25 protein-coding genes are annotated in these 26735 nt (G+C 69.3%); 11 read left to right on the top strand and 14 right to left on the bottom strand.

The features are described from left to right. Positions 1–372: 372 nt before the first annotated feature. The 5 genes from ACTOQ1_RS42260 to ACTOQ1_RS42240 form a co-directional block, all read right to left on the bottom strand. A complete protein-coding gene (locus ACTOQ1_RS42260; RefSeq protein WP_440074139.1) occupies positions 373–930 on the bottom strand; it encodes an RNA polymerase sigma factor in 558 nt (185 codons plus the stop codon). Between the two features lie 636 nt (positions 931–1566). Then, complete coding sequence (locus ACTOQ1_RS42255) at positions 1567–1992, bottom strand: hypothetical protein (protein WP_440074137.1); 426 nt, start codon at positions 1990–1992, stop codon at positions 1567–1569. A gap of 394 nt (positions 1993–2386) precedes the next feature. Beyond that, on the bottom strand, positions 2387–2785 hold the full coding sequence (locus ACTOQ1_RS42250; protein ID WP_440074135.1) for a hypothetical protein: 399 nt from the start codon (positions 2783–2785) through the stop codon (positions 2387–2389). After that, positions 2782–3057, bottom strand: a complete 276-nt coding sequence (locus ACTOQ1_RS42245) for a ribbon-helix-helix domain-containing protein (RefSeq protein ID WP_440074134.1) — start codon at positions 3055–3057, stop codon at positions 2782–2784. The genes ACTOQ1_RS42250 and ACTOQ1_RS42245 overlap by 4 nt, the downstream gene beginning before the upstream one ends. A gap of 330 nt (positions 3058–3387) precedes the next feature. Then, positions 3388–4287 (bottom strand): calcium-binding protein, encoded by a 900-nt coding sequence (locus ACTOQ1_RS42240; RefSeq protein WP_440074132.1) that lies wholly within the window; start codon positions 4285–4287, stop codon positions 3388–3390. A gap of 323 nt (positions 4288–4610) precedes the next feature. On the opposite strand from ACTOQ1_RS42240, the gene ACTOQ1_RS42235 reads away from it, so the two are divergent. From ACTOQ1_RS42235 to ACTOQ1_RS42215, 5 genes are all read left to right on the top strand, one after another. Beyond that, the gene (locus ACTOQ1_RS42235) at positions 4611–5168 is read left to right on the top strand and encodes a GNAT family N-acetyltransferase (protein WP_440074131.1); all 558 of its coding nucleotides are present in this window, start codon (positions 4611–4613) and stop codon (positions 5166–5168) included. After that, on the top strand, positions 5122–5808 hold the full coding sequence (locus ACTOQ1_RS42230; RefSeq protein ID WP_440074140.1) for a reverse transcriptase domain-containing protein: 687 nt from the start codon (positions 5122–5124) through the stop codon (positions 5806–5808). Before ACTOQ1_RS42235 ends, ACTOQ1_RS42230 begins: the two co-directional genes overlap by 47 nt. Continuing rightward, the gene (locus tag ACTOQ1_RS42225) at positions 5795–6289 is read left to right on the top strand and encodes a group II intron maturase-specific domain-containing protein (protein ID WP_440074130.1); all 495 of its coding nucleotides are present in this window, start codon (positions 5795–5797) and stop codon (positions 6287–6289) included. The genes ACTOQ1_RS42230 and ACTOQ1_RS42225 overlap by 14 nt, the downstream gene beginning before the upstream one ends. Before the next feature lie 253 nt (positions 6290–6542). Further along, positions 6543–6881 (top strand): FG-GAP repeat domain-containing protein, encoded by a 339-nt coding sequence (locus ACTOQ1_RS42220; protein WP_440074129.1) that lies wholly within the window; start codon positions 6543–6545, stop codon positions 6879–6881. Positions 6882–7123: 242 nt separating this feature from the next. Continuing rightward, a complete protein-coding gene (locus ACTOQ1_RS42215) occupies positions 7124–7414 on the top strand; it encodes an nSTAND1 domain-containing NTPase (protein WP_440074127.1) in 291 nt (96 codons plus the stop codon). A gap of 270 nt (positions 7415–7684) precedes the next feature. Here the strand turns inward: ACTOQ1_RS42215 and ACTOQ1_RS42210 are convergent, their stop codons facing one another. From ACTOQ1_RS42210 to ACTOQ1_RS42170, 9 genes are all read right to left on the bottom strand, one after another. After that, positions 7685–9136, bottom strand: a complete 1452-nt coding sequence (locus tag ACTOQ1_RS42210; protein WP_440074126.1) for an alkaline phosphatase PhoX — start codon at positions 9134–9136, stop codon at positions 7685–7687. Between the two features lie 449 nt (positions 9137–9585). After that, complete coding sequence (locus ACTOQ1_RS42205) at positions 9586–12126, bottom strand: M14 family zinc carboxypeptidase (RefSeq protein ID WP_440074124.1); 2541 nt, start codon at positions 12124–12126, stop codon at positions 9586–9588. A gap of 135 nt (positions 12127–12261) precedes the next feature. Continuing rightward, entirely contained in the window at positions 12262–13200 is a 939-nt protein-coding gene (locus ACTOQ1_RS42200; protein WP_440074122.1) for an LLM class F420-dependent oxidoreductase, read from the bottom strand. A 188-nt stretch (positions 13201–13388) separates the two neighbouring features. Next, positions 13389–14615, bottom strand: coding sequence for a cytochrome P450 (locus ACTOQ1_RS42195; protein ID WP_440074121.1), 1227 nt, complete (start codon positions 14613–14615; stop codon positions 13389–13391). 105 nt (positions 14616–14720) lie between these two features. Beyond that, on the bottom strand, positions 14721–16325 hold the full coding sequence (locus tag ACTOQ1_RS42190) for a glycosyltransferase (protein WP_440074119.1): 1605 nt from the start codon (positions 16323–16325) through the stop codon (positions 14721–14723). Further along, on the bottom strand, positions 16322–18169 hold the full coding sequence (locus tag ACTOQ1_RS42185; RefSeq protein ID WP_440074118.1) for a glycosyltransferase family 2 protein: 1848 nt from the start codon (positions 18167–18169) through the stop codon (positions 16322–16324). The genes ACTOQ1_RS42190 and ACTOQ1_RS42185 overlap by 4 nt, the downstream gene beginning before the upstream one ends. Further along, on the bottom strand, positions 18166–19206 hold the full coding sequence (locus ACTOQ1_RS42180; protein WP_440074116.1) for a class I SAM-dependent methyltransferase: 1041 nt from the start codon (positions 19204–19206) through the stop codon (positions 18166–18168). The genes ACTOQ1_RS42185 and ACTOQ1_RS42180 overlap by 4 nt, the downstream gene beginning before the upstream one ends. Before the next feature lie 31 nt (positions 19207–19237). Beyond that, positions 19238–20878: an asparagine synthase-related protein gene (locus tag ACTOQ1_RS42175; RefSeq protein WP_440074114.1), complete on the bottom strand. Its 1641-nt coding sequence runs from the start codon at positions 20876–20878 to the stop codon at positions 19238–19240. Next, a complete protein-coding gene (locus ACTOQ1_RS42170) occupies positions 20875–21663 on the bottom strand; it encodes a TauD/TfdA family dioxygenase (protein ID WP_440074112.1) in 789 nt (262 codons plus the stop codon). Before ACTOQ1_RS42170 ends, ACTOQ1_RS42175 begins: the two co-directional genes overlap by 4 nt. Before the next feature lie 168 nt (positions 21664–21831). On the opposite strand from ACTOQ1_RS42170, the gene ACTOQ1_RS42165 reads away from it, so the two are divergent. From ACTOQ1_RS42165 to ACTOQ1_RS42140, 6 genes are all read left to right on the top strand, one after another. Next, complete coding sequence (locus ACTOQ1_RS42165; RefSeq protein ID WP_440074110.1) at positions 21832–22644, top strand: hypothetical protein; 813 nt, start codon at positions 21832–21834, stop codon at positions 22642–22644. Positions 22645–23102: 458 nt separating this feature from the next. Continuing rightward, positions 23103–23960, top strand: a complete 858-nt coding sequence (locus ACTOQ1_RS42160; protein WP_440074108.1) for a tetratricopeptide repeat protein — start codon at positions 23103–23105, stop codon at positions 23958–23960. Between the two features lie 40 nt (positions 23961–24000). After that, complete coding sequence (locus ACTOQ1_RS42155; RefSeq protein WP_440074106.1) at positions 24001–24450, top strand: hypothetical protein; 450 nt, start codon at positions 24001–24003, stop codon at positions 24448–24450. Next, complete coding sequence (locus ACTOQ1_RS42150; protein ID WP_440074104.1) at positions 24432–24767, top strand: WhiB family transcriptional regulator; 336 nt, start codon at positions 24432–24434, stop codon at positions 24765–24767. Before ACTOQ1_RS42155 ends, ACTOQ1_RS42150 begins: the two co-directional genes overlap by 19 nt. A gap of 213 nt (positions 24768–24980) precedes the next feature. After that, positions 24981–26231: an MFS transporter gene (locus tag ACTOQ1_RS42145; protein WP_440074102.1), complete on the top strand. Its 1251-nt coding sequence runs from the start codon at positions 24981–24983 to the stop codon at positions 26229–26231. Positions 26232–26460: 229 nt separating this feature from the next. Continuing rightward, positions 26461–26735 (top strand): hypothetical protein (locus tag ACTOQ1_RS42140; RefSeq protein WP_440074100.1); only part of this gene is annotated, 275 nt, incomplete at its 3' end.

Below are 26735 nucleotides of genomic sequence, written 5' to 3'. Positions count from 1 at the left end.
CCCCGAACGATCCGCCACCGACACCCCCACCACAAAACCCACCACCACCGCCACCACCGCGACCACCCCCACCAACGGCCAAAAACCACCACGCCGCTTCCGTCGCACGCCGGCCATAGGGATTACCGGGGAAGCGGGCGGTTCGAACACCGAATCCATAACCCGCTGCCGTAGATCCGCCGGAACCGGGGCCCATACGGCTGGATCCGTCAAAGCGGAGGTTATGCTCGGGTCCAGAGAAGGCCTATCGCCCCCGGCATCATTGACGTCACGCACGTCATCCCTCCTGGCAGACGGTTTCCTACGGCCGAATTTGATCGTCACACTATTACTACGCAGCCTGCCGCTGGTTCAGTTTCATCTGTCCGGTCGTCATTCGTTCACGTCTAGAAGTGTTGGCCTCAGGAGATTCGCGAGCCGTTTCTGTGCTCGTGACGTTCGGCTCTTCACCGTGCCGATCGGGATCGCCAGACACCCTGCGATCTCGCTCTGACTCAGCGACTCGAAGTATGTCAAATAGAGGACGGCCCGGTCCTCGGGCGACATGCTATCGAGTGCCTCTCGTACGCGCCAGACACTCCAAACCCGCTCCATGTCCCACTCGTCTGTCTCGGAGGCGAGGTTCAGGATGTCGATGGGCACGGTGTTGGTGAATCGGCGCTCGCGGCGGTACACATCCACCGCCGTCCGGCGGACGATCGCGTACAACCACGGACGCAGCTCACGTTCGGCGTCGAACGACCCGGCCGCCTTCCAGGCCTGGACGAAGGCCAGCTGCACCGCGTCGGCGGCGAGCTCACGATCGCCCAGCAGATTCAGCGCGGTCGCGAACATCGGCGCGGCGAACCTCTCGTACATCTCGGTCAACGCATGCGGATCGCCCTTGCGGAAACGCTCCGCGAGAGACGAATCCCCTCCCGTATCCAGCACTAGGTGCTCCAGTCATTCATGTAACCTCCCGCCAAAGCGGGACGAACTAACGATCCCTATAGCCTGATTCGGCTCCTAGGACCCCATGCGGCTGTCAACTGAATTAGATATTTGATGCGCTTTACCACCTTTTCGGGCGTGCGAGGGCGCGCAATTCCCCGTGAGGGCGAAGGAGACGCGGGCCGACCCGTGATCGCCTCACTTGATCGTGAAAGCGACAAGCCAGCCATGTGAGAGAGGGGAGGCCCAGGATCGTCGCAAGAGAACCGGTGGTGTTCGGCCGCTGTCCGATCGAAAAGGAAGGGAGGCGTCCATGGTGAACCGGACGGGCTCTACAGCTGCTTACACGAATATTCCAGGGTCTACTCGCCTTGCGCGGCGAGAGAGGACTCTTCCCGTCCGGAGGACACCGGGTCCGCGCGAGATCCCAGAACTCAGCTGAAAGAGCAAATGAGACATCATCCGTTTCACTTCACCGCGTGCCCTGACAAGGACACCTCTTACTTGTCCATCCGCCTCGCCAGAACTGAGGAGATTAGCTGTGAAACGTATCCGTGTGCAGCGTAAACCGGGAACGACATCCACCCCCAAAGCCGCTGAGCTGGACCTCCGCAGCCCATCAGGTCGTCGGCTGCCTTATTGAGCAAAGTGGTGACGGTCGCCGGCCGATGGGCTCGACCTGCGGCCGTCGTTCCCCCTGCCGAAGGCCGGACCGGCGACGAAAACGCCGACCTTGATGAGGCCGGAGCCGTCAGCGAGTTCCGCCTTGAGGGAGGCGATGCTTCCCGAGCACTCCACGACCCCGCTGATGGCGGGGTTCGGTGCCCGGCAGCCATTCCCCGAAGTGATCCGGATCCTGTCAGAAAGCAGGATCTTCCCATCGACCGAGAGGATCTTGACCTCGTTGCGATCGTTGGTGCCGACATAGGTGAGCTGCTCGCCGTCAACGGCCACGGAGGCGGTGGCGGCCCCGTGAGCCGGGCTCAGGGCACCGCCGATCGCGATGGCCGACAGTCCGGCCAGAGCCGATGATCGCAAGATCTTCCTCGTGGTGGTCCGCATCTTGTGCTCCTCCTGGGATGGGTGGAGATCCCCCGACAGGTCCGCCCCATCGGCTTTCATCGACCACTACGCCCGTCGCTGAACTTGGGGTTCGCTAAATGGTCAAAATGCACAGAAGGAGACGGCCGGCTACACCCGGGGCTTTCGACCCGCGTCCCGGGTCTGGTTCGAGGAGGGTGACATCCCGTGTCGGCCGGGATCGGCACGCACGGTCGATCCCGGCCGCGTGATCCGGCAGAACGGTATGGCGGCCGGCCCTGCCGCACGACCGTGCGGTGACGGAACGCCGCAACGCCCTCCCGCCCGCCCGCCCGCCCGCCGAGCATCGGACGAGCCTGAACCGGATGAGGCGTCTGAGGAGCCGCTTGAGGACTCCGGTACAAGGTGCGGTTCGTCAGACCTGAACGAGCTCCAGGTGGTCGTATCCGGCCCAGCCGGCGGGGTCACCGGTCAGGATGGGCCAGCCTCGCTCCATCGCGAGATAGGCGGTATGGGCTTGGTGGAGCGGGACCTCGTGCGGCCGGGGCGCGTGTCTGGCCTGCCGGGTGACGCGGAAGATCTCCTGGCTGCTCAGGTTGGCGACTTTGCAGGCCCTGAACCCGAACAACCACATGAGCGTCTCCGGCTCGGGGTCACCGATGATCGTCGCCTGAGCCAGTGTGGTGACGGGCAGGAGGAGGGTGTCGCCATCCTGGGTGAGCAGGTCCAGGGCGGTGCGGATCTCGGCGGCCTGCTCATCCTCGGAAAGGAGCCGCAGGGTGGCGGTGAGATCGGCGATGTATCCGGAGATCACGCGGGGTTGGCCTTCTTGCGCATGGCAGCGGCTTTGGCGGCGGTCATGCGTTGATGGAGCTCGCTCCGGCGCCGATCGTAGGAGTCGGGGCCGGCGGCCCGATCCTTGGCGGTCAGGGCGGCCAGCCGTTCGTGTGAAGCACGGTCGGCGTCCAGGCGCTGCCGGGCCAGCTCGGCGAAGAAACCGGATACGGTGCCGCCCGTTTGCTCGGCCCATACCGTCAGCTCCGCGTGGAGCTCGTCAGGAATGCTGATCGAGATTTTCTGCGTCACACCAGCACCCTACCCGGTATTCCAAAGCGGCACTCTCATGACGGAGCAAGGAGCGGGGAGCACGGAGCACGGAGCACGGCGACGATGGCGAGCTCTCTCAGCCTCGGGCGACTCGATGGTTTCGAAGGACGGCGACGGCCTCGCACGGGCGTCCGGCCTGGCCGGGGCGCGGCGGAGCCTGCGCGGAGGGTTTCGTCGCGGCTCGGGGAACGCCAGGATCGCGATCACGCCCTGACCGGCGGGCCGTTCGCCCGATGGGGTGAAACGACGGGAAACGGCGGAGCGTCTCCCCGCACGGTGGGGAGACGCCCGCCGGATCGCCGCTACGGCTCAGTTCTCGCAGAAGGTTTCGGTGTCGCCGTTGTCGATGTCGCACCGGTCGGTGCTCTTACCGCCGTTGACGGTGTCGTTGCCGCCGACCCTGTCCACGGCCTGCAGGGTGTCGTCTCCCGAACCGCCGTTGAGGACGTCGGCGCCGGGTCCGCCGTTGAGGAGGTCGGCGCCGGCTCCGGCGTTGAGAGTGTCGTCGCCGCCGTTGCCGCGCAGGTCGTTGACGAGCTGGTTACCGGTGATCTTGTCCCCGCCCGCGCCGCCGGTCGCGTTCTCGACGTCGGCGCCGTTGGTGTCGACCTCCTGGGTCTCGTCGGAGTTGGTGGCGCCGGTCTTGACGGCCACTCCGTTCAGCGCGACGGTCACCGCGGAGGTGCGGCCGCTGTAGAGGACCGTGTCGATCCCGGTGCCGCCCAGGAAGGTGTCGTTGCCGTCGGCGGTGCCGGCGGCATCCATGCTGTCGTCGCCGCCGTTGCCGCGGAAGGTGTCGTTGCCGCCGCCGCCGACGAACCGATCACGGCCCGTACCGCCGTCGAAGGTGTCGTTGCCGCCGCCGCCGCGCACCAGCGTGTTCAGCGCGGTGGTGTTGGTGACGGAGTCGTCGCCGTCACCCAGGTTGAGCTGGATGACGGTGACGCCGGAGCAGCGCACGGCGTTGGCGCTCTGACGCACGCAGCCGGTACCGGGCACCACGGCGTCACCGAGGTCGGTCAGGACGATGTCGCCGTTGGCCGAGGTGAGGGTGACATCGTTCGCCCGCCCCCCACCGGCGACCGCCGAGACGATCAGATTGCCGCCGGTGACACTCGCACGGGTGTCGGCGCTGGCGGGCACGGCCAGTGCCGCCTGCAGACCGCCGACGGCAGCCGCCAGGGCGAGGACCGACAAGATTTTACGCATGGTGAATGAGTCCTTGTGAAGAGGAACGAAAAGGGTGCCGCCACGGCGGGTTCGTCCACGCGCCGGCGACGTCGGTAGGTAGTACGCGCGGCACCGCCGCCGTGGTTCCCAGTCCATCCCCGCCCTCTTCGCCCGCCAGGGCTGTCAACGGGTGAGAGCCCGAAGGCCCGAGGGACGGACACGTGACGCCCGGCCCGCCGCGCGCCTTGATCGCGAGGCGCGTGCGCGGGTCCTCACGCGAAAAGTCGCCGCACCGGTCACCGGCCCGACGGGACGGACGACTCTCGGTACGCGACCCGGTCCACCGGTTGTAAAGTGCTCCGATGATCGGAGAATCTGTGGTTGTCGCAGGGAATATCAGCATGCGCCCTGTGCGCCTTGATGACGCCGATCAGCTGTGCCAGGCGTATCTACGCGGTCGTGAGCACTTGCGACCGTGGGAACCTCGCCGGAGTGAGGATTTCTTCACCCCGGAAGGGCAGCTTTCCTCGCTGCGCGAGCAGCTGGATCAACGCGACGCCGGCCGCTCGGCGCGGTGGGTGCTGGTGGAGGAAGACACGATCATCGGATCGATAGCGCTGTCGAACATCGTCCTGGGGGTGTTCCGCAGCGGCAACCTGGGCTACTGGGTCGATGCCCGCCGCGTGGGGCGCGGCCTGGCCACGGCCGCGGTGCGACTGGCCTGCCAGACCGCCGGTGAACAGCTCGGCCTGCACAGGGTGGAGGCGGGCACCGTCATCAGCAACAAACCGTCCCAGCGGGTGCTGGCCAAGTGCGGTTTCGCCCTGATCGGCACCGCGCCGAACTACCTGCACATCGACGGGACATGGCGGGATCACCTCCTGTTTCAGAAGATCCTCAACGATCGCCCACCGGCCTGACGTCCCACCCTCCCGGGTTCACGTCGCTGACCGGGTGGTCCAGGCCAGTCTCAAGCAGGTGCTCGAACCCGTCTTCGAGGCGGACTTTCTGCCGTGCTCGTATGGGTTTCGCCCTAACCGGCGCGCGCACGACGCGATCGCCGAGATTCACCATCTGGCCTCTGAGCCCATCAACTACCGGTGGGCGCTGGAGGCCGACATCACGGCGTGTTTCGACGAGATCGACCACACGGCCCTGATGGATCGCCTGCGGGCGAGGATCTCGGATAAGCAGGTGAACGCGCTGGTCAAGGCGTTCCTGAAGTCCGGCGTCATGACGGCGGACGGCAATCGGGAAGAGACCTGGACCGGAACCCCGCAAGGCGGCGTCTTGTCCCCGCTGCTCGCCAACATCGCCTTGACCGCGCTGGACGATCATTTCGATCGGCAGTGGCGTCAGATGATGAGCACGTGGCGGCGGCGGAACCGGCGCAGACTCAAGGGCCAGGGCAACTGGAGGCTCATCAGGTTCGCTGATGACTTCGTGTTGATGGTGTCGGGCGACCGGCATCATGCCGAGAGCCTGCGTGAGGAGGTCGGCCGTACTGGCCCCGCTGGGGTCGCGGCTGGCTCCGGACAAGACCCGCGTGGTCCATATTGACGAGGGGTTCGACTTCCTCGGATATCACATCCGCCGCCAGCGGAAGCGAGGGACGAACAAGTACTTCGTCTACACCAAGCCGTCCAGGAAGGCCGTCCAGGCGATCAGGGACAAGGTGTCGGCGAAGACACACAGGTCAACTCGCAATCAGGACCTGGCCAGGCTGATCTTGAGCTTGAACAGGATGCTGCGCGAGTGGGCGAACTACTTCCGCTACGGCGTCTCCAAGGCGACCTTCGCAGCGATCGACGCCCACACCTGGTCCCGGTTGATGCGCTGGATCCGCCGGAAGTATGCGGGCAAGGCCCGCATGGGGATGCCGGAGTTCAGGCGTCGCTTTTGCGACGTCGGCTGGAGAATCGCTCACCAGGGAGTCACCTTCACCGGCACATCCACCGTCTCGGTGAAGCGCTACCGCTACCGCGGTGGCAACATCGCGACTCCATGGGCTCCGACACCGGCAACCGCCTCAAGCGGCTGACCGGCGGGCAAGGCATGTGGAGCGCCCGGTGCGTGGAGACACGCACGCCGGGTGCGGCGGGCGGGCCGGGGAAAGCCACCGGGAGTAATCACGGCAGGGCGCCCCGGTCCGACCCAACACGGCACCCCGACAACAGCCGGTGGACGGCGGTCTTGGCGACGGCCTCGGTCTCATCGGGGGCCTCCCGGCGGCGCTCGACGTCGGCAGGGACCGACGGGGCGGTCCAGCGTTTTTTGGTTTGGATTTACGCCGTTTGCTACGGGGACCCCCATACGGAGACCGGAAGGTCGACTACCTCGTCGTCCAGGACAACGGCCAGGTCCGCGCCTGGATCAACGATCTGGGCGGCCGAGGATGGATCTGGCAGGGCCAGGTCAGCGGCGACGTCGGCGTCGACCGCTGGAACGTCAGGCTCGCCGACGTCAACGGCGACCGCAAGACCGACTACCTCGGGATCGGCCCCCTGGGCCAGATCGAGGCCTGGTACAACCAGCGCTACCCCGGCACCCCGGACAACCCGCCGACCCCGGACCTCATCGGGCCTGGGGATTGGCCTCCGCTCTGCGTGGCCAACCACTGCCCGCACCCGTGACACCTGTCTAACGATCACCAGCCAGCCTGTGATGAGGCCGATGCCCTCCTCACAGGCTGGTCTCCGGGCTCAGCAGGACCGGGGAACCAGCAGCCCAAGACCGTCCCGGCCAACCCCGGCCACTACCGGGTCGCCACCACCACCGCCACCGGCGACACCCCTGACGGCCGGCGACCCTGCCGACCGTGGCGTGCAAGCGAGTGGCCGCAGGCGGATGATTCTTGTCATCGACCAGTTCGAAATTGAGCCGCGCCTGGCAGCGCAGGGAAGGGGACACCCTCACCATCGCGGCCTACAAGAGCGCCGACGGTCTCACCGGGAGCATCGCATCCCACGCTGAGGAGGTGTACCAGCGCCTCAGCTCAGGCCAACGGTCGGCCGCCCAAGCCCTGCTGTGTGCGATGGCGGCGGTCACCGAGGACCAGCGCGTCATCCGGCGCTCCATCGACCTGCACACCCTCGACCTGTCAGGCCCTGACAGCGACCTGAGCACCGCTTTGGAGGCCTGGCGGCCGCGGCACACGCCGCCCTGAGGTCGCGGGCGACGACGGGCAAGGTCGTCCTCGTCCCCGACATCCACCACTGAGGTAGGGCCGCCGCCCTCACGCCATGTCGAGGCGGGCCGCGCGCCCGGCAACGCGGCGGCCGAGGCGTTCAACGGCACCCTCGAGGTCGAGCTCGATCCAGGACTCGAGGCGGTCGACCGGCGCGAAGCCGTCCTGGCAGGTCAGGACCCTGTTCTGGCGAGACCGAACGTGCCAGGACCGAACTGCTCCGCACCCTCCGCCGGTCGATCGGGCTCGTCAGCCCAAATACTTCTCCCAGGGGCCCGTGATGGCCAGGGTGAGGCCGGGGTCCTGCATGTTGACGAAGAGCACCTTGCCGTCGGCGGTGAAGGTCGGGCCGCAGAACTCCGAGTCGTTGAGCTGGTTGCGAGCGATCGCGTACGTCGGGCCGCCCGGGATCGAGCTGAGCACGTGGGAGGCGCCCGAGCCGTCCTCAGCGAGCACGAGGCTTCCCCACGGGGTGACGGTGACGTTGTCCGGGCCGTCGAAGGTGAGGTCGCTGTACTTGGTCGGCGTGCCTTCCTCCGACGCGGTCTGGTGCGGGAAGTACGTCACCAGCTGGATGGTCTGGGCCCGGTAGTTGTAGAACCAGACCATGCCGTCGTGCGGGGCCGCGTCCGCCGGGAGGTCACCCTCGTCCCACGCGTAGGAGTTGACCACGTACACGCCCTCGTCGGTGCCCCACACGCCCTCGAACTTGCGTCCGCGGGTAACCTGGCCGTCGGCGAACTGCTCGCGCACGGTCTTGGTCCGCGCGTCGCGCTCGGGCACCTCGATCCACCGTACGGGGAAGGGGCGGCCCAGCTGGGCGGAGGTCAGGTAGGCGACGTCCGGCAGCACCGAGCCGTCATCCATGATGATCTGCATCGCGGCGAGGACGCCGGCGTCCGGAGCGAGGCGAGTGAGCACCCCGGGGCCGAGCTTGACACCGCGAGGCGCGGTCCAGCGGTAGAAGAGGCCGTTGGGCCCGTCGGCGTCCTCGGAGAGGTAGATCTTGGTGCGGTCCTTGTCGATCGCCAGGGCCTCGTGGGCGTAGCGGCCCAGGCACTTGATCGGCCTCGGGTCCGCCTTGCCGTCGGCCGAGACCTCGAAGACGTAACCGTGGTCCTTCTGGAAGACGCCGGACTTGCCGTTCTCCTTCCAGGAATCCCCGGCCCGCTCCTCGGCCTCCTCGCAGGTCAGCCACGTCCCCCACGGGGTGGGCCCGCCCGCGCAGTTGGCGATGGTGCCGGAGAGGGCGACGAACTCGCCGTGGTTGCGGCCCGCGCGGTCAGTCCTGATCACGGTGCAGCCACCGGCGTCGACGGCACCGGGGTCGTAGACAGTGCCCTTGACGTGCGGTACGCCGAACTCGGCGCCCGGGTCGATCTCGTGGTTCTGGATCAGGGTGTAACGGTCGCGGCCGGCGTCGTAGACGGCCATGCCGTCGTGGTCGGACGGGGTCGTTCCCTGGCCGCCGTCGAGCCGAGTGACGCCGGTCTTGGTGACCACGGAGTATTTGAAACCCTTGGGCAGGGCCAAGATGCCGTCGGGGTCGTCCACGAGCGGCGGGAAGGGCGGGTGGCCGCTCCCGGCCGGCGGGCGGAGCCGGTCCGGGTGGGACTGGGCGAGGGACGGGAGGCTACCGGCGACGGCAAGACCCACGCCGACGGCACCGCCGGTGAGGAGGGTACGACGAGAAGGAGACACCTGGGCTAACTCCTGTTCAAAACAACCATGACGACTTGTCAACCAACTCCTGCGGACCGACGTGAACACTTCATCCATGTGATGGAACGGCGACATCGAGGCAAAGAATTAGGGATGATCATGCCCCTGTCCAGGTTTTCGGGGCGTTTAGGTGGATATCGCACGCGCGGCCGAGGGCTTCCCGAGGGTTGAGCAGCAACCGAACCGTCGGTGGCGTTAGCAAGCCGTTGGTGTTGCGCGCGGAGATGATGTCAGTGGGGGTGCTTCGTGTGAAGGCAGACGCGCGAAACCGCAGGCCATCGTCACCGTTGGTACGGATAACAGACTGTTATCCGTGGTAGACCATCACGGAGCGTACAAGCGCCAATTTCCGGTCCGATGTTCCTCAACCCCCGAGACGGGAGGGCGGGCCCGGCGCGGCGGCGCCGCGCCGGGCCCGTCACGGGTGGCTACCGCGCCGTGATCCAGTAGACGGCATGGGCGACCTGGGCGAACAACCCCTTGGTGTGGTCGCGCAGCAGTGGTTCGGTACCGAACATGACCACTCGCGCGCCCTGGCCGGAGGTTCCGGAGACGACGGCGGCCTGGCCCGCGGCCTGATCCGGCCCGCCGGTCCCGTCGGTGAAGGGCACCCAGTGGCCGGCGACCAGAGGCGTGCCCGGTGCGTAGCGCTGCCGCACGGTCACCTCCGGGCCGAGACCGGTGAACCATTGCGGCCGGTACACGAACGAGTGCGGAAGCGCCTCGGCGCCGAACAGGCCGCCGGCGTCATGCGACACCGAGACCACACCGCTGGCCCGGCCGGGTCCCGCCACCGCCTGCACGGTCAGCAGCCCGGCCTCGGCGTTGAACGCCGATCCGGTGGCGCCGCGGGTGATCACGCCTCCCCGGGCCAGGAAGCCCCGCAGGGCGTCACGAGCGGCCGTGTTCAGCTCGGTGAGGCGCAGGCCCGAGGAGACCATGAGCACATCGATGTCGGACCAGTCGAATCCGGCGTTGAGGAGCGCGGTGGAGACGGGGCGGGCGTCGAATCCCATGCCGCGCAACGCGACCAGCTCGTCGGCGGCCACCGCCGCGGCCAGGACAGGCCGCTCGACGGGCGCTCCGATCTCTCCCGGCGAGGCTTCGGCGAACCGCACACCGTGGCGCTCGGCCACCTCGACGGCGGCGCCGCGGTCGCCGGCGGGCACGACGAACGTGCCGTCCGTACGGCGGCGCAGCGCGACCCCTCGCTCGATCAGGTCGTTGATCGCGCCGGCCTCCCGGGCGTCGACGAGCGTGATGGCCAGGTCACGGCCGGCAGGACCGTCCACCCCTCCCGTCGGGGATGCCGCCATCACGTCACGACCCGGCACGCTGACCGCCCCCGAGTGGATGACGTCGACCGAGGCACCCCACAGCAGGCGATGACTCCACGCCGCGATGTCGAAGGAGTCGGGAACCTTCCGCGAGATGTCGCTTCCGGTCTCGAGCATCACGTTGGCCAGGCCGCGCTTGGGCTGGCGCATGTCCACCAGGTAGGAGCCCGCCGGGTAGTCCCGTCCGCCGAGGGTGAAGGGGGCGTCGGCCCTTCGCACCCGGACGTCGTTGGCCACCAGGTGGTCGACGAGCCGGGCCGCGGCCGTGGCGGAGCGCTGGGCGGTCCCGACGGGGATCACATAGGCGCGGGGGAATTCCGTGGTGTACCGGTCTTCGGGCCCGAAGCCGGGTACGAAGCCGTCGGGGATGAGGCGCTGTTTCTCGCCGGCCGCGCCCCGCCGGAACATCTCGATCTGGTTCGCGATGAGATCGTGCCGGTTCTCGTCGACGTAGGTCATGGCACGGCGGATCGTCGCCTGGACGACGTCGGTGTTGATGGCCGACCGCCGCTTGAGGTCGGTGCCGGGTGGTTGCCCGTTGACCTCCAGCGGGATCTCCACCGTCGCGGACACCGCGCCGTGGTACATCGCGTACTGCGCCGTGTAGATCGGTGCCCAGCCGTCCCAGTCGCCGGGCGCGTAGTCACGGAACGGGATCTCCGGCTGGGCCGCCTCCGGGTGGCCGAGCGCCTTGACCGCTTCCTCCATGTCGAGGGCCACCGCCAGGCCGTGCTTGATGTAGAGATCGAAGTCGTAGTTCTGCCCGTGCGGAGGAGTGGTGGGCTCGATGAGCGTGTTCGGCACGTAGCCGTGTTCGTCCAGCACGACGAGTGGCTGGGTCCGGATGAGGATCTCCCTCATCGCCCGGGTCTCGGCCTGTGAGGCGGTGACGAAGTCACGGTTGAGGTTGAAGCCGTTGGCGTTGTTCCGGTCCCCGGTGACCCTGCCGTCGGGATTGGCGGTCAGATTGAAGTAGATCCTGTTGCGCCGCAGGAGCTCCTTCGCGGCGCCGTCGTCGGTCGTGGCGAGATACTCGATGACACGGAGAGCGCCGTCGGTTCCCTCCCATTCGTTTCCATGGATGTTGGCGTTGATCCACAGCGGGGTCTTGTACTCCCTGCGCAGGCGCTGATCGGCCGCCGCGGCGACCGGATCGTTCTCGATCTTCTGTCTCCACGCCGTCTGCCGCGAGGTCTCCGCGACCGATTCTGGGGCGGTCAGCGTGACCAGGTACAGGTCGCGGCCGAGAGCCGATTCGCCGACGACCTCCACCGAGACGCGGTCTCCGCGCGACTGCAGAAGATTGAGCTTGGGCGCCAGTGCGTGGTAGGGCGCCAGACCGAGTTCGATCGACTCGTCATCCGGGTTTTCCGGATAGGTCCGGAGCTGAGTGCGCCGGGGATAGGACTGGGCGTGATCCGGGCGGTTGACGCCTGCCGGCCGGCCGGAGAGGCGCGGTCCGTGGTCGAGGGCCGCGATCTCGTCGCGCTCGGCCACGGTGTTCGAGCCGTTGCCCCGATCGGCGGGGTCCGGCGGCATGGCGGCGCCGATCGACGACCAGGCGAGAAGGGACGCCGCCGCGAGCGAGACCACCAGGGGAATGCGTCGAGAGGGGAAACTGCGTGTGGGCACCCGGCCTCCTGTAAGGCGTGCTCATGATGAGGTCGCCTCGTGCCACGACGGTTCGTGTCACGGGCGACACTGATCAGGTACGGTCGCGTGCCGGTGATCGGTTCCGCCGGCAGGCCGGGTACGACGGTGCGGTGGTCAGGCGCTCCCGATCGCGTCTCGAACCCTCGGCAGCGCCTCCTTGAGGAGCCGGACGTACTCGTCGCCGGTCATGTCGTCCTGGACGAGCGTGAAATCGAAGAAGATCTCGTCAGCCCCGGCGTCGCGCACCGCTCTGACATCGTCGGAGATCTGCTCCCATGTCCCGTGGAAGCTCTGGCGGGCATGATCCAAGGGGCTTTCGGTGACGACGGCGTTGGCTCGTACGATCATCTGGAGCGCGCCCGGGTCGCGGCCTTCGGCTTCGGCCGCCGCGCGGACCTGGTCCATCATCGGCGTCAGCGCCTGCGCCGGCAGGGCCGCGGGGTTCCAGCCGTCGGCGAGCCGGCCCGCGCGCCGCAACGCCCGCTCGTCGAACGCGGCGAGATAGAGCGGCGGGTGAGGCGTCTGCACCGGCCTGGGGCGGAACTCCGACTCCGCCACCCGGTAGAACTCGCCGTGGAAGGCCGGCTTGTCGGCGGTCCACAGCTCCTTGAGCACCTTGACGAACTCCGTCGCCTTACGGCCGCGGTCGGCCGAGGTGGTTCCCGCGGCCTCGTACTCGTCCTCGGACCAGCCCAGGCCCAGTCCCACCCGCAGGCGTCCGCCGCTCAGCACGTCGATGGTCGCCAGTTGCTTGGCCAGCATGACCGGGTTGTGGAGCGGCATGCAGAGCACGCTCGTGCCGAGCGCGATCGATTCCGTACGGGCGGCCGCGAACGACAGGACGGACAAGGGGTCGAAGACCGTGCCCAGAGCCTCGGGCAGCCGGCCGTCGGGGGTCCCCGGGTAGGGGGTGCGGGGGTGCACCGGCTTGAGCAGGCGTTCGAGCACCCACAGGCTGTCGTAGCCGAGCTCCTCGGCGGCGACCGCCGTGGTGATGATGAGCGATGGACGGGCGAGCCGGCCGATCTGAGGTAGCGCGAATCCGATGCGCATGGCTGGAGGTACTTCCTTACTCTGTGTGGTGGAAATCGACGTGGACCTGCCGAAGATGGCAGGTCCACCTGTCATCGGGCTCTCGGAGGGCGGCCGTCATCCTCCTGAGCGTGGGTCGCGGCCCTCGCGGCCCTCGCGGCCTGAGCCGGCCCGCAAGCCGGGCTTGGCCACCACCGGCGTGCGGAGGGTCACCAGACGACGGGCAGGCTCTTCAACCCTCGGAAACTGAAGCCGCCGGGAAGGAACTCCGCCTGGAAATCGTCGGCCGGTCGCAGTCGCGGCAGCGCCGAAGCGAGTACCTCCAGCGCGGCGCACGCCTCGGAACGGGCCAGGGCGGCGCCGAGACAGTAGTGGAGCCCGTAGCCGAAGGCCAGATGTCTCGACGCCTGCCCTCGATCGAGCCTGAAGCTGTCCACGTCCTCGTCGTGGGCGCGGTCACGCCCGACGCTTCCGGTCATGGGATGGACGCGCGCGCCCTTGGGAATGACCTGGCCGCCAATGGGGACATCGGCGACGGCCACCCGGGCGGTGCTCTGCGAGGACGGGTCGAAGCGCAGCGTCTCCTCGACCGCGGCCGGAATGAGCTCGGGCCTGGCCACCACATCACGCCAGGTGCCGGTGCGAAGCAGATGGTAGAGGGTGTTGCCGATGAGGCCGGAGGCCGTCTCGTGACCCGCCAGCAGCAGCGAGCGCAGGATGACGATCGACTCCTGTGTCGTGCATGTGGGATCGGAACCGCTGGAGGCCCGCGCCAGCACGCCGGCGATGTCGTCGCGAGGGTCCGCCGAACGCGCGCCCAGCAGCTCCCGGTAGTAGGCGTCATAGGCCACCATGCTGCGGGCGCACTCGACCTGCCGTTCCTCGGACAGGGGCAGGACGAGAAGGGCCGTCCAGTCCTCGCTCCAGCGTTTAACCATGCCGTGGTCCTCGTCGGGGACACCGATGAGGGTGCAGATCACCTTCATGGGCAGGGGGTAGGCCAGGGCGGATATCAGGTCGGCACCGCCTCGATCCTTGAAACCGTCCACCAGCGAGCCCGCCACGCCGCGGATCTCGGGCCCGAGACGGCGCACGTTCCTGGGGCTGAAGAAGTCCGCCAGGAGGCCCCGCAGGCGAGTGTGGTCGGGCGGGTCGGCGTTGAACATCCCGCGGGCGAAGAACTCCGAGGTGCTCAGGATGTCCCCGGTCTCGGAGGTGACGGGGTAGTCGCCGTCGAGGTTCCTCTCACTCGTGAACCGGTCGGTGTCTCCCAGGACCTGTACGATCTCGTCGCGACCGAGGACGACCCACGACCCCTCGGCGACCTCCGCCACGGGGCAGTGCCGACGAGCCGCCTCGTAGGCGTCGTAGGGGTTCGCGACGAAGGCCTCCGTCGTGGGGTCGAGACTGTTGCGTCTCGCGCCGTCACCGGTCATACGCACCACCTTCTGGCGTTCGTTCTCTGGAGTCGTGCGAGCTCACGACAGGTATCGCGGGCATCTGTCAACGGCCTGTCGCCCTTCTTTCACCGGCCTTTCCGCTCACGGGCGGGAACCGCCGGCCCTCTCCCGGCCGAAGAAGGTTCGCAACAGCCCGGAGGGCGGCTTCCCCACGTCGGCGGCTCGCCTCTCTCCCAGCTCCTCCCTCAGGCGATCGTTCTCGGCGAGCAGTTTCGCGACCTTCGAGCGCAGCTCCTTCAGCTCGGCGGAGCCGGCGTTCCGCCCGGCCTCGCCGGCCTGGGCCGCCGGGCGGAAGCCGCACGCCGCGCCGTCCACCCAGTGGGTCCCGTACAGGACCTCCACGACGTCGTCGACCTCCTCCCCGGTGTGCTTGACCAGGCGGGCCCGCGCGAACGCGGCATGCCGTTCCAGGCGCGCCGCGATCACGTCGTCCTCCTCGGCCAGGGCGACGGAGACGAGACCGTGGCCGCCCTCCTCGGCGAGGTCCACCAGATGACCGAGGGTGTCGGCGGCCGGCACCCAGCCCGGCGGGCAGATCAGGCGGTAAGGAGCGCGCAAGGGGATGTCGTCCCGGGGTCGCGCGAAGCGCACCCGGCTCTCGTGCCGGTAGAGCTCCCGCAGTAGGGCCAGATCCACCTCCTCGCCGTCCAGCGGGTTGCGCGGATCCAGGCGTACCCGATCCCACGGCGCGAGCAGGGTGACGCGAAGGTCGTGCAGCTCACCGGCGAGAAACCCGTCGACCGTCGCCCGGATCTCCTCGTATCCGGCGGGCTCGGCGTCGACGACGACCTCGACGAGCGGAACGAGCCACATGCGGCGCGGGTGTGTACGCTGCCAGCGCTGGAGCGGAATCCGATCGGGGACATGAGCCTGGTTGAACCGCCGCACGCGCTCGCCGTCACGCATCATCATGGACTTGCCCAGATGGCAGCTGCGGGCCCGGGGTTCGGGAACGAAGACGGCTCCGGACCATGCCAGCCGATACCCCAGCTCCGTGTCCTCTCCGAAGATCAGGTCGTGGTCCATCGGTCCGGCCGCCTCAAGGAGGGCGCGGCCGACCGAGGCGCAGTTGGTGACGTGGAGGCGATAGGCGCTGTCCTGAGCGTCCCGCAGCCCCCGCGTCGAGTTCACCAGGTCGACGATCCACTGGTGGGGGACGCTTCGCGTCATGTCGAACAGCTTCTCCACGTCCTTTGCCCGAACGGCCGCGTCCACCTCCCCGGGGGACACGCCACCCGGCGAGAAGTCGACGTAGCGCACGTAGCCCTTGACGACGAGGTGATCGGCGAGATGGTGCCATCTCATCTGCGCTTCGACCTGGTCGTGAGCGCAGACGACATCCGCGTCGAGCCAGTGCACGACGTCACCGTCGGCGACGCCGGCCCCGGCGTTGCGGGCGGCCGCCCGGCCACGCGAGCCGGGTTCGGTGACCACCAGCCTGGTGGCCTGCGGGGCCAGTTCGGGAAGACGCAGCGGGGGTGTGCTGCCGTCGTCCACCACGATCACTTCGAGCAGGTGACCGGGGTAGGTCTGACCTCGCAGGGCGGCGAGCGTGAGATCGAGCTTCTCCTGCTCGCCGTAGGCCGGGACGACCACACTCACCGACAGCCGGGGCGTCCAGCTTCCGAGAGGCGGAGGGGCGAGCACGCCGTAGTCGTTGTGACGGACACGCGGCTGGACGCTCATGAGCTCTCCAGCAACCGGCTCGGACGGAACCCGCGCCACTGGCGGCGGGCCGACCTGAGGAAATAGCCGACAGGCTCCTGCCAGGTGTGACCGGCTCTGGCCGTCCGGCGGGCCATGAAGCCGAGACCGTGCGCACGGTACATCCGCCCCCCGGCTCCGCGCACGGCGGTGAACAGCTGGGTGTCGACGGCTCGGGGGATCGGCCGGAAGCCGCCGACGGCGTCGAAGGCGGAGCGGGAGACGGCGAAGGCGCCACCCGCGACGTGGTCGGCCATGACCTCGCTCGTCCATGACCGGCGGACGGTGACCCCGATCTGTTCGAGATAGAAGAACTCCGAGGCCACTCCGACCAGATCGGCGCCCGAGTAGTCCAGCGCCAGGGCCAGGTCGGCGAGATGCTCGGGGCCGTACCAGTCGTCGTCGTCCATCTTCGCCAGCACGGAGCCGCGGGCATGACCGGCCGCGAGGTTGAGAGCGGTTCCGAACGGGACGGAGGAGTCCGCCGCCACGACGGTGACGGGACGATCGAAGGCGGCGACCGCCTTCCCGACGTCGGAGGCTCCGGCGTCGACGCCGTGCAGCATGAGGATCAGCTCGGCGTCCACCAGCCGCTGGCGGCCGATCTGCGCGAGCGCGAAGGGCAGCCGCTCCGGTCTCCGGGTGCACAGCAGCACCGAGATCGACACGCCGCGGCCCGCCGCCGGCCGGCCCCACCGTCCCCGGACACCGTGCGAACGCAGGGCGGCGCGGCGCAGCCGTATGCTGTGCTCCTCCCGGCGCAGGTCGTCGGTGAGGTCCGCGTCCGTCGCCAACACCAGGGCGTCGGTGAGGTCCGTGCCGAGTGCCACCGCCCAGCCGGGCACCTCCTCGGTGAGAAGGGGGATCCCGGCGGCGGCCAGCCCGGCGACGACACGCACGGCGGCCAGCGGACCGGTGTGGGCCGGCCACCACGCGATGCGAACGGCACGCAGCCGGCGCAGCCGGTCGACGTCGACGTCCCTCACGGTCCCCTCGTCGTCGAAACGCGCGAGCTCCTCGCCCTCCGCCTCGATCACCCACCGCTCCGAGCTCTGCCTCAGGGTCGCGACGCCCGCCGCCGGCTCGGCGACGAAGCCGCGCGGGTTCACCGTGCGCTCGTCCACGGGCGGCACCGCCTGCGGAAGCAGCAGCGCCGGCGACAACGAACCCGCCGCCGATGCCCCGAGGTCCCCCCAGCCGACGTCGGCGGCCGGGCGCGCGTCGATCACGCGGACCCGGGGATCGGTCCACGGACCCGGCTCCTGAGCCGGGTTCCGCACGGCCACCTCGCACGCCGGCGCTCCCGACCTGTCCGGTTCCGGGCCCGCCGGCCCGCACGCGATCACCGCCGGATCCCCCGGCCGCCACTGCCCGAGACGCGGGCCGGCCAGTGCCGTCACCGGCAGGCCGCTCACCGGGGCACCGCTGATCGCTCGCACCATGTGCGCGACGACCTCGCCCGGCGGTCGCTTCCCCGAGAAGCGGACCGTCAGCAGCCAGCCGGAGGACGCCCCCCGCACGACCTTGACCTCCAAGAGCCAGGGCAGCACCAGTGACGGCGGCGGGCACCACGAGGGCGAGTCCACGATCCACACCGCGACGGCGGAACACGCCGGGAGGAGTCCGCTCGCGGCCACGACCCGCCGCAGATCCGTCGGCGATCCCGCGACGACCGCGACCGCCCCCGCCTCCGCCGCGACCGGGGCCGTCAGGCGGTCGAGGTCCACCACTTTCACCTCGGTGCTCCGCGGCAGGGCTTCCTCTGCGTCGGCCCCGGCGAACGCGGCGACGACATCCTTCCTGCCGCGCAGAAAACCGGCGATCACCTCGGTACCCGGCGGAACAGGAATGCTCCTCTTTCCACGGGCAGCACGCTGCTGTTCAGCTCCTTGTGCTCGGCCAGCCAGCGATGCGCCATGCGACGCATCTGGCTACGGTCCGTGTCACCGAGAACGATCGAGACCTCTTCCGCGCAGTGTGGCAGCAGCAGGGGCAGCGCGGGATATCTGGCGTCGGGAAGCGGCCCGTCGACGAGCACCAGGTCGATCCCGCGCAACCTCTCCAGCCCCGAGGGCGCGTACCACGACCACGACTCCCCGCCGATGGCCCACGACGCCAGCGGGACATGCCGCACCTCGACGGTGTCGAGCAGCCCGTGCATGCGAAGAAGGTCGTAGGTCTCGTCGGCGAAGCGTTCGTCGTGTTCGAGCGTGACCACCCGTCCGCCGCCGTACTTCCTGGCCGCGTATCCGAGCCAGACGGTGGACGCGCCGCTGCCGCACTCGACGATGAGCCGTGGCCTGACGGTCGCGACCTCGCAGACGACCGCTCGCATGAGATCGGGTGGGAGCGCGGTCTCTCGCAGGGCGGGCAACGGCGCGTGCGGCCGGAAGAGATGCCGCAGGTCGATGAACGCCTCGATCTGCGGGTAGGGGTCCGTTTGCACGCTCCGGCCCGGTGATCCCAGCCCGTCACGCAACTCCCTGAGCAGTTCCGTCTGCCTGGCGGACTCCAGACGGCTCTCCCCGAGGGTCGTGTTGAGCAGGAGGGAGCTCGTCCGGGAGTCGAGCCGGATCCGCTCCCCCAGATCGTCGACCGCCGAGCCCAGGGAGGCGACCTCATCCTTGATGTGCTGGACGACCTGCTCCTGGCGCTTGACCTTGGCGTCGATGCGCAGCGCCTTGCCGTCGGCGACCCGGGCGTACAGCGCCGCCACCAGGCCCGCGCCGACCGCGCCGACCGCCACCAGGAGCAGGACGGACAGCCCGGGGCTCATCGCCCCGATGAATGAGAGCACGATCAGCGCCACCGCCGCCGTGGCGTGCACGGCCGCGAAGGCGATGATCAGGCGTCGAGGAGTCATCCCTCGCATGTGAACCTCTTCGTCATATCGGTCAGATCAGGCTGCCGGGAGCCAGGCGAGAGCCGTACCTCCACTGCCAGTGCGCCAGCATGGCGACCCACTGCAACGTCGTGAGGGGAACCGACCACTGGGCCTGCCGGTACCGCGCCGCCGGATCGGCCAGGGCGGCCGTCAGCCTGGGGCCCAGGAGCCGGAGCGCCGGTTCGACGGCCTCGATCTTCCTGACGACGGCGGCCAGGGCGGCGGAGCTTCGCTTACGCGGGACACCGCGCGGAGTGTCGTCCAGTACGTCGTGGGTGGAAGGCAGCCGGGCGATGTCCCCGCCGGCGTATTCGATCATGGCTTGGTAGAAGCCGTTGTCCCGGCGTTGCGCGGGTGGCATGTGGAAGCCCGCGGCGATGACCTCGGGGTGGACGAACGGCAACCCCACCTCGATCTCCGGGCCCAGTACCCAGTGCGGGGAGCTTCCGATGCTGCGGGAGGTGCGCAGCAGCCTGGAGGCGGCGGCCAGCGCGTGGTGCCCGTCGAGGGGGGTCATCACCTTGTCGAAGGACTCCTGGCTGAGGTCGCGGAGCATGTCGCGAACGCCTGGCGCGAACAGTTCCGGATGGTCCAGGCGCCCGCCGGTGAGCGCGCTCCACGCGGAACGGCGCGCCTGGCGGTGGCCGGAGGACTCCATCTCGGCGTAGTAGGGACGGTTCCGGAACAGGGCGTCGCCCGCCAGACCGTCGAGGAGCGGCCCGTTCAACGTCCTGGCCGCGCGGGCGAGCGGCAGCTGCCAGACATGATGGAGGGTCTGGTACTGCACTCTGCCCCACACCTCCTCATGATCGTCCAGCCAGGCCTCCGGCCCCGGGGTCACGACACGGTGCGGCATGCCCAGCACGGACGCCACGGACTCGGCGCAGCGCATGTCGTGATCCAGCCCGTCATCGTTGCTCGTGGTCCAGGCGTGCACTCTTCCCGGGGCGTGCCGTACGGCCAGACCCGCCAGCAGCCGGGAATCCCAGCCTCCGCTCAGCGCGACCGTGATCGCCTGGTCGGTGCGCCGCGGGATCTGGGCGGAGACGAGCTCGGCCACCTCCTCGGGACGCACCGTTCGGGGTGCCGCCGTCCGCCAGGACGGTTGAAAGGCGACCCTGCCGATCCCGTCGCAGCCCGCTCGCCACCCGGTCCCGCCCTCCAGCCGCCTGATCTCCTCGAACGGAGTCTGTTCGCCGACCGGAGTGAGCAGCACGAAGACGTTGGCCCAGGTGGACCAGTCGACGTGCAGCGGCCGATCGTCGAGGGAGAGCAGGGGGTCGATCCGGCACGCGAAGTAGATCGCGCCGCCCACCTCGCGGACGTACACCTCCGAGAGGCCGAGCGCGTCGGTGTGCAGGACCGCCGTGGTGGCGTCCGTGACCAGACCGGCGGCCAGCCGCCGCTCGGCCGCCTCCTGCCACGTACCCGGCTGAGGAAGATCATGTGCCCTCGCCCACCACAGCACCCCGGACCGCGGTCCGGCCGACCAGGTCTCCAGGCCGGCGGTCGCGTACAGCGTCGCGAACGGTGAGGTGTGCAGGCGACGCACGCCCGCGGGCGAGGCGTCGAGCAGCGAGGCGAGAACCCGCGCGTCCCACGGGCCGATGGCACCGCAGACGTAGGGAGACGCGGTGTAGCGCAGTGTCACTTCGCGAGCCAGTATCGGGTCAGACGGCGGCGCGCGTCCCGGTAGGCCAGACGCGCGTGCAGCATCCGCCAGTTGTCCCAGACGAGCAGGCCCCCTTCGGGGATGAGGACGCGAGTCCGGTGGCGGACGCGGAACTCCTCGGCCAGCACCGCGAGGCCGCCCCCGAACGAACCCTCGAGGGAGGGTTCCGCGCCCAGGCACGGCTCGGTGTCTCCATAGGTCAGCAGGTTGTAGGAGAACCTGAGGATGTCCTCCCCGTCATCGGCGGACACCAGCAGCGGCCGGCGCAGAAAACCTCCGCGCCCGGCGGGGAAGGCGACGTCCTGCGAGCGCATCTTCTCGACCGTCTCCGGGGGAAGGGTCGCGAGGAAGGCCCTGCCGTCCACCAGGTCGGTGTGTCCTCCGCCGCAGCCGGCCTGCGTGTGACAGTACAGGGCCAGATATCGAGGGGGAGGATCCCATCCCGGAGCCTCGGTGTGGACGCCGATCGCGTTGGTGCTCTTGGAATACCGGCGGCGCTCGAACCCGCTGGTGGCGACGACACGGTGAGCGAGACCCCCGCCGTGCTGCGGGACCAGCCGGCCGATCCTCCGCAGCATGGCGACGGCCGCCGCCGTGCCGAAAGGGCCGGACAGCAGGACATGCCCCTGCTCGCGCAAGCGGTGGTGGTCGTGGTGGTCGATGTCGGGGCTCCGCAGCGTGGGATCGGCGATGACGAGGCCGGCGGTCGATCCGTGTCTTCGGCCGCCGGCGCGAAGAAAGCCTGCACCACATGGAATCGCCACAAATAGTCCACTACTAGCCGAAACCGGAGAAGCACTGGTCCTGGCGGAGTCCCTCGACCGGCACCCCGATGGATCACCTCCCGCGGAACCAGACACTGCGGACGGGCGTACAGCAGGCCGATACCGGCGGGAGATTCCCGCCTGTCGTCACCACCCGGAGGAAGTGCTGTGCGCATCACAAGGAAGAGCGGCCTGCGGATGACCGCCCTGGCCGGCCTGTCGGCAGCCCTGATCGGCGCTCTCGCCGCACCGGGTCACGCCGGTGACGGCGAGTCCGTCGTCCGGATCCAGGACGGAAGGATCTCCTACACCGGTACGGCCGGGACCAACGACGTCAGGATTCTCCAGAGCGGCGGAGAGCTTCATGTCCTCGACACCGTGAACATCGACATCGTGGGAGAGCCCGCCTGCCGCTACCCGCGTGACCATGACGGCGACGTGGTGAGGACACGCGTCGCCTGCGACGGAGTCTTCACCGCCGTCAGCGCCGAACTCCGCGAGGGCGACGACTCGTTCGAGAGCCTCGTCCCGCTGGACGGCCTGGTCGTGGGCGAGGAGGGCAGTGACGTCTTCTACGGGGGACGCGCCACCGGCGTCAGTTCCATCCACTACAGCGGTGGAGCGAACTCTCCCGGCGAGCCCGCGGACGTCGACACCATGAGTTACGAGCACAGCACGGGCCCGGTGACGGTGACGCTCACGGGTTCGAGCGACGACGGCCGTGAGGGCGACACCGACGGCATCGGCGATATGGACAAGGTCATCGGAAGTTCTTTCGACGACAGCCTGATCGGGAACGCCGCCGCCAACATCCTGGTGGGGGGCGGCGGCAGCGACAAGTTGAGCGGCAGGAACGGCACCGACACCCTCGAAGCGGCGGACGGCGTCGTGGACAAGGCCATCGACTGCGGATCCGGCGAGGGGGACGTGGCTCACAGGGACGCCGACGACCCGGTCGCGATCGGCTGCGAGGCGGGATAGGGCGGCCCGCCACGGATCTCCCGGCGCCGGCGTGAGCCGTGAAGACCTCCGGCGTGAGAGCCGCGAAGACCTCCGGCGTGAGAGCCGCGAAGACCTCCGGCCGGACGGCGGCGAAGGCGATCTCCGTTACTTCCGGGGGTCTTCTCACCCGTCGAGCGTGAGCCGCGGCGTGTCACCGGCCCGCTGACCACGTGCGGCCGGGCATCCGAGCCGTGATGAGCCGAACCGGTCGGCGAGCAGGTCACGTATAGAGAGGAGATGCCCCAGCCGGATCGCCGGCTCGCCCGGATTCCACGGACACACGGGTTCCGAGGAGACGCCGGGGCGGCGCGGTCGTGCCGGCGGGCGTCCCCGGACCCGGTGACCGGTTCGGCCGGCCTCCGCCCATGAGCGGTGTCGCCGGTTCCGTGAAGTGCCGTGCCCCACCGGACAGCCGCCGGTGGCCTATAGGGGTGATCATGATGCTTGAGGTGCGCGACCTGGAGAAGACCAGGCCCGATGTGGACACGCGTGAGCCGGCGGTGCTGGCGGCGCGAGCTCGCGTCCAACTCGAGGCCGGCCTGTTCTGGCGAGCATTGAAGAATCTGGACGAGGCCATCGACCAGGCCCCCATGTCCGGGGCGCTGTTCCACCAGCGCGGGGAGACCTATGCCCGGATCGGGCAGGCGAAAGCGGCGCTGGCCGACTTCACGACGGCCCTGGAACGAGGCGGGGTACGGCCCGCGGAGACGGTGAACTGCCGCGGCGAGGTCTACTACCGCTGCGACCGGTTCACGGAGGCCGGAGCCGATTTCAACGTGGCCGTCGCCCTGGACTTCACCTACTTCAAGCCCTACCTGAACCGGGCGCTGCTGCATTCCGCGATGGGCCGGTACGAGGACGCGGAGTTCGAGGTGGCCCGTGCCCGCAGCCTGGCTCCCGCCCAGCCCCTGTGTCACAGGGTCCAGGGGCAGGTGCAGGTCAGGGCGGGCAAGTTCGAGCAGGCGATCGGCGGCTTCACCCAGGCGCTGCGGCTCCGCTTGGACGCCGACGTCCTGCACGAGCGCGCGGTCGCCCGCCTACGCGCCGGGGACCCGGCCGGCGCGTGGATCGACCTAGCACTCTGCCTGCGCACGGATCCCGACCACGGAGAAGCGGCCGACGATCGCGCCCGGCTGCTGGCGATGTTCGCCGAATGTCCGGACGAGGCGGCCAGGGGGTTGCGGGAGCTGCGCCACCGGTTCGGCAACCATCCCGAACCGAAGGTGCGCCGCCTCGCCGCCGAGGCGCACGAACACCTGATGCGGACCACGGGCCGGCGAAAGAGATCACTGTGAATCCTCACCAGATCAAGCGACGCGACAGGACGTCGATCCGATGAGGCGGCTGCTTCCCCTGTTCAGGCAGGCGATCGTCCTGACCCGTTCCGGCGGGCGGACGGCGGACGTCGTGACGGACCCGTCGACGCGGGCCGTCTCCTCCCCGATGCGCGAGTACGCCGGCAGGCCCGGGTTCCGCACCTATTACGAGATGACGGCGCAGGAGGCCACGGAGGAGGAGCGGGTACTGGATCGGCTCGCCGACGAGACCATCCGGTGCGGCTCGGCTCTGACGGCGGCCCGGATCGTGTTCGGCGAACAACCGGCCGGCCGGACGCCGGCCACGGGTACGGCCGGGAGAGGAGCTCAGAGCATGAGAAACGACCCGTACGCGGCCGACGATCCGGGCAGGCGACGAACAAGAGACATTCAGAACGGCATGGAGGCGGAGTATCGGGAGCTCTCCTCCCGGATGAGGATCGACTCGCCATGTCCCTCCGCTCCGTAGAGACGGCGCAGGCCGCGCTCGTTCGGCACGCCGACCACACCGAACTGCCCTGCCACGCGGACCCCGACCTGTGGTTCTCCGACCTCCCCGAGGAATTGGAGATCGCCAAGGGCCTGTGCCGCGGGTGCCGTGTCCGGACGAACTGCCTGACCCGCGCCCTGCAGCGAGAGGAACCCTGCGGCGTCTGGGGCGGCGAGCTGATCCGGCGGGGAACGGTCGTCCCGCGGAAGTTGCCGCGTGGCCGCCCTCGCAAGAACTCCCCGGTCCGTGCCAACCGCCCGGAACGTGTCTCCGAACCGGCGCTGCCGTCGGGGTAGAGCCCCGGTGACGAATCACGATTCGTCGTCGCCGGTCGAAGAGGCGGTTCACGATCTGCGGACGCCCGCGCCCCGGAGAGGAACCGCCGTCGAGGGCCGCCTTTCGCCGGTGAACCTCGGATGACAGGCCAGGAAGCGCTTCCTACCATCGGGCTCGCCTCTTCTATTCCACTATTTCCCGATTGGTCCCACGTGAAATCTCTGATTCCCGGCGTGTTGCGGGATGAGCCGCAGTTCGCCCGCCTGTTCGCCGGACAGGCCCTGTCGGTGCTGGGCGACCGCGTGTCGTTCGTGGCCGTGCCGTTCGCCGTGCTCTCCATAGGCGGGTCCGTCTCCGACGTGGGGCTGGTGACGGCCGCGGCGTTGCTGCCCATGCTGCTGTTCACCCTGGTGGGAGGGGTGTGGGCGGACCGCTTCCAGCGGCACCGCATGATGCTGGCCTCCGACCTGGTGAGGTTCGTCACGCAGGGCGTGGCCGCCGTGCTGCTGCTGGCCGGTGTCGCCGAGGTTTACCATCTCGTCCTGCTGATGGCCGTGTTCGGCACGGCGGACGCGTTCTTCATGCCGGCCTCCACCGGTCTGATGCCGCTGGTCGTCCCGGCGGGAAGGCTTCAGGAGGCGAACGCGCTGCGCGGGTTCGTCCACTCGTCGGGGCTGGTGCTCGGTCCGGCCGTCGCGGGTGTCCTGATCTCACTGGCCGGCCCTGGCGGGGCCCTGGCTCTCGACGCCCTCACCTTCGCGGCCAGTGCCGCGTTCCTGGCCAGGCTGAAACCCCGCAAGACCGCGTCCGAGGAAAGGGCCGGCACCACCGGCGGCACGTTCCTCGGCGAGCTGCGCGCCGGCTGGGTGCAGGTGCGCACCCGGACGTGGGTGTGGTCCGGCCTGGCCGCCATGGCGGTCTACCACGTCGTCGTGCTGCCCTCGGTGTACGTCCTGGGTCCGGTCCTCGCCGAACGCGAGTGGGGCGGTCCGGCGAGCTGGTCGGTGGTGGTGGCGGCCTTCGGCATCGGCTCCATCGCGGGCGACGTGTGCGCCTACCGTCTGAGACTCCCGCGCCCCATGGCCGCGGCCGCCGCCGCGCTCGCGGTGGCCTCCTGCCAGGCGATGATCATCGGATCGGGTGCCTCGATCGCGGTCATCGCGATCCTCGAGGCGGTGACGGGCGTGGCGGTCTCGATCTTCTTCGTCCTGTGGGAGACCGCGCTGCAGACGCATGTGCCCGAAGGCTCGCTGTCCCGGGTGAGTTCGTACGACCACATGCTGTCGGCCGGGCTCATGCCGCTCGGCCTGGTGCTCGCCGGGCCGGTGTCCGAGGCCCTGGGCGTGTACCCCACCCTGTACGCGATGAGCGCCGTCGCGATCCCGGCCGCGCTCGCGTTGTTGTGCGTTCCCGCGGTGCGACGCCTGCCGGCACGGCCCCCGGCCGCCGATTCACCCGACGCCGTCACGCCTGGCTCGCTGTGACCACCGATCCGGCCCGGACCGGTCGCCGGTGAGGAGGGGGTGAAAGGTGATGACAGTGGTTGAAAGCTGAACGACAGAGGGCGGTTAGCCCGGTGACAGGCGGCGTCGTCACCCTGGGGGCGCCCGCTGTTTTATGCGGGCTTTAGGTGCCTTTCGAATCGAGGTCGTCGCGGTGATCACACCGAGGTTATCGTCTGGGAGCGAGTCGAGCAGGGGGCGGTGGGGCCCTGTGGGTCGCCGGATCGTCGCCGCGTTCGCCGTGGTGGTGATGGGGGCGAGCGTGCTGGTGGCCGGTCCGCTCTCGCCTGCGCTGGCGGAGGCGACGCGGCCGGGCAACGCGGCGGAGTCAATGGAGCAGGCGCCGGGCGCGGTGGAGCTGAGCGGCGGGGCCGGGCAAGCGGGCAGGAGCGGTGATTACACCCACTCCTACCCGTTCGAGGTGCCGCCGGCGCGTAAGGGCCGCACCCCGGGGGTGGGGTTGGTCTATTCCTCGGGTGCCTCGAC

Source organism: Streptosporangium sp. OZ121 (assembly GCF_051918885.1).
In the GTDB taxonomy this organism is placed as follows: Bacteria; Actinomycetota; Actinomycetes; order Streptosporangiales; family Streptosporangiaceae; genus Streptosporangium.
Note: the sequence above shows the minus strand (reverse complement) of the source record. Positions and strands in the feature narration are given on the sequence as shown.

Bases quoted from the DNA above. Each gene is read 5' to 3' on its own strand.
- ACTOQ1_RS42255 (WP_440074137.1), bottom strand. From the start codon at position 1,992: ATGCGGACCACCACGAGGAAGATCTTGCGATCATCGGCTCTGGCCGGA.
- ACTOQ1_RS42240 (WP_440074132.1), bottom strand. From the start codon at position 4,287: ATGCGTAAAATCTTGTCGGTCCTCGCCCTGGCGGCTGCCGTCGGCGGT.
- ACTOQ1_RS42235 (WP_440074131.1), top strand. From the start codon at position 4,611: ATGATCGGAGAATCTGTGGTTGTCGCAGGGAATATCAGCATGCGCCCT.
- ACTOQ1_RS42200 (WP_440074122.1), bottom strand. From the start codon at position 13,200: ATGCGCATCGGATTCGCGCTACCTCAGATCGGCCGGCTCGCCCGTCCA.
- ACTOQ1_RS42195 (WP_440074121.1), bottom strand. From the start codon at position 14,615: ATGACCGGTGACGGCGCGAGACGCAACAGTCTCGACCCCACGACGGAG.
- ACTOQ1_RS42190 (WP_440074119.1), bottom strand. From the start codon at position 16,325: ATGAGCGTCCAGCCGCGTGTCCGTCACAACGACTACGGCGTGCTCGCC.
- ACTOQ1_RS42180 (WP_440074116.1), bottom strand. From the start codon at position 19,206: ATGACTCCTCGACGCCTGATCATCGCCTTCGCGGCCGTGCACGCCACG.
- ACTOQ1_RS42160 (WP_440074108.1), top strand. From the start codon at position 23,103: ATGATGCTTGAGGTGCGCGACCTGGAGAAGACCAGGCCCGATGTGGAC.
- ACTOQ1_RS42155 (WP_440074106.1), top strand. From the start codon at position 24,001: ATGAGGCGGCTGCTTCCCCTGTTCAGGCAGGCGATCGTCCTGACCCGT.
- ACTOQ1_RS42150 (WP_440074104.1), top strand. From the start codon at position 24,432: ATGTCCCTCCGCTCCGTAGAGACGGCGCAGGCCGCGCTCGTTCGGCAC.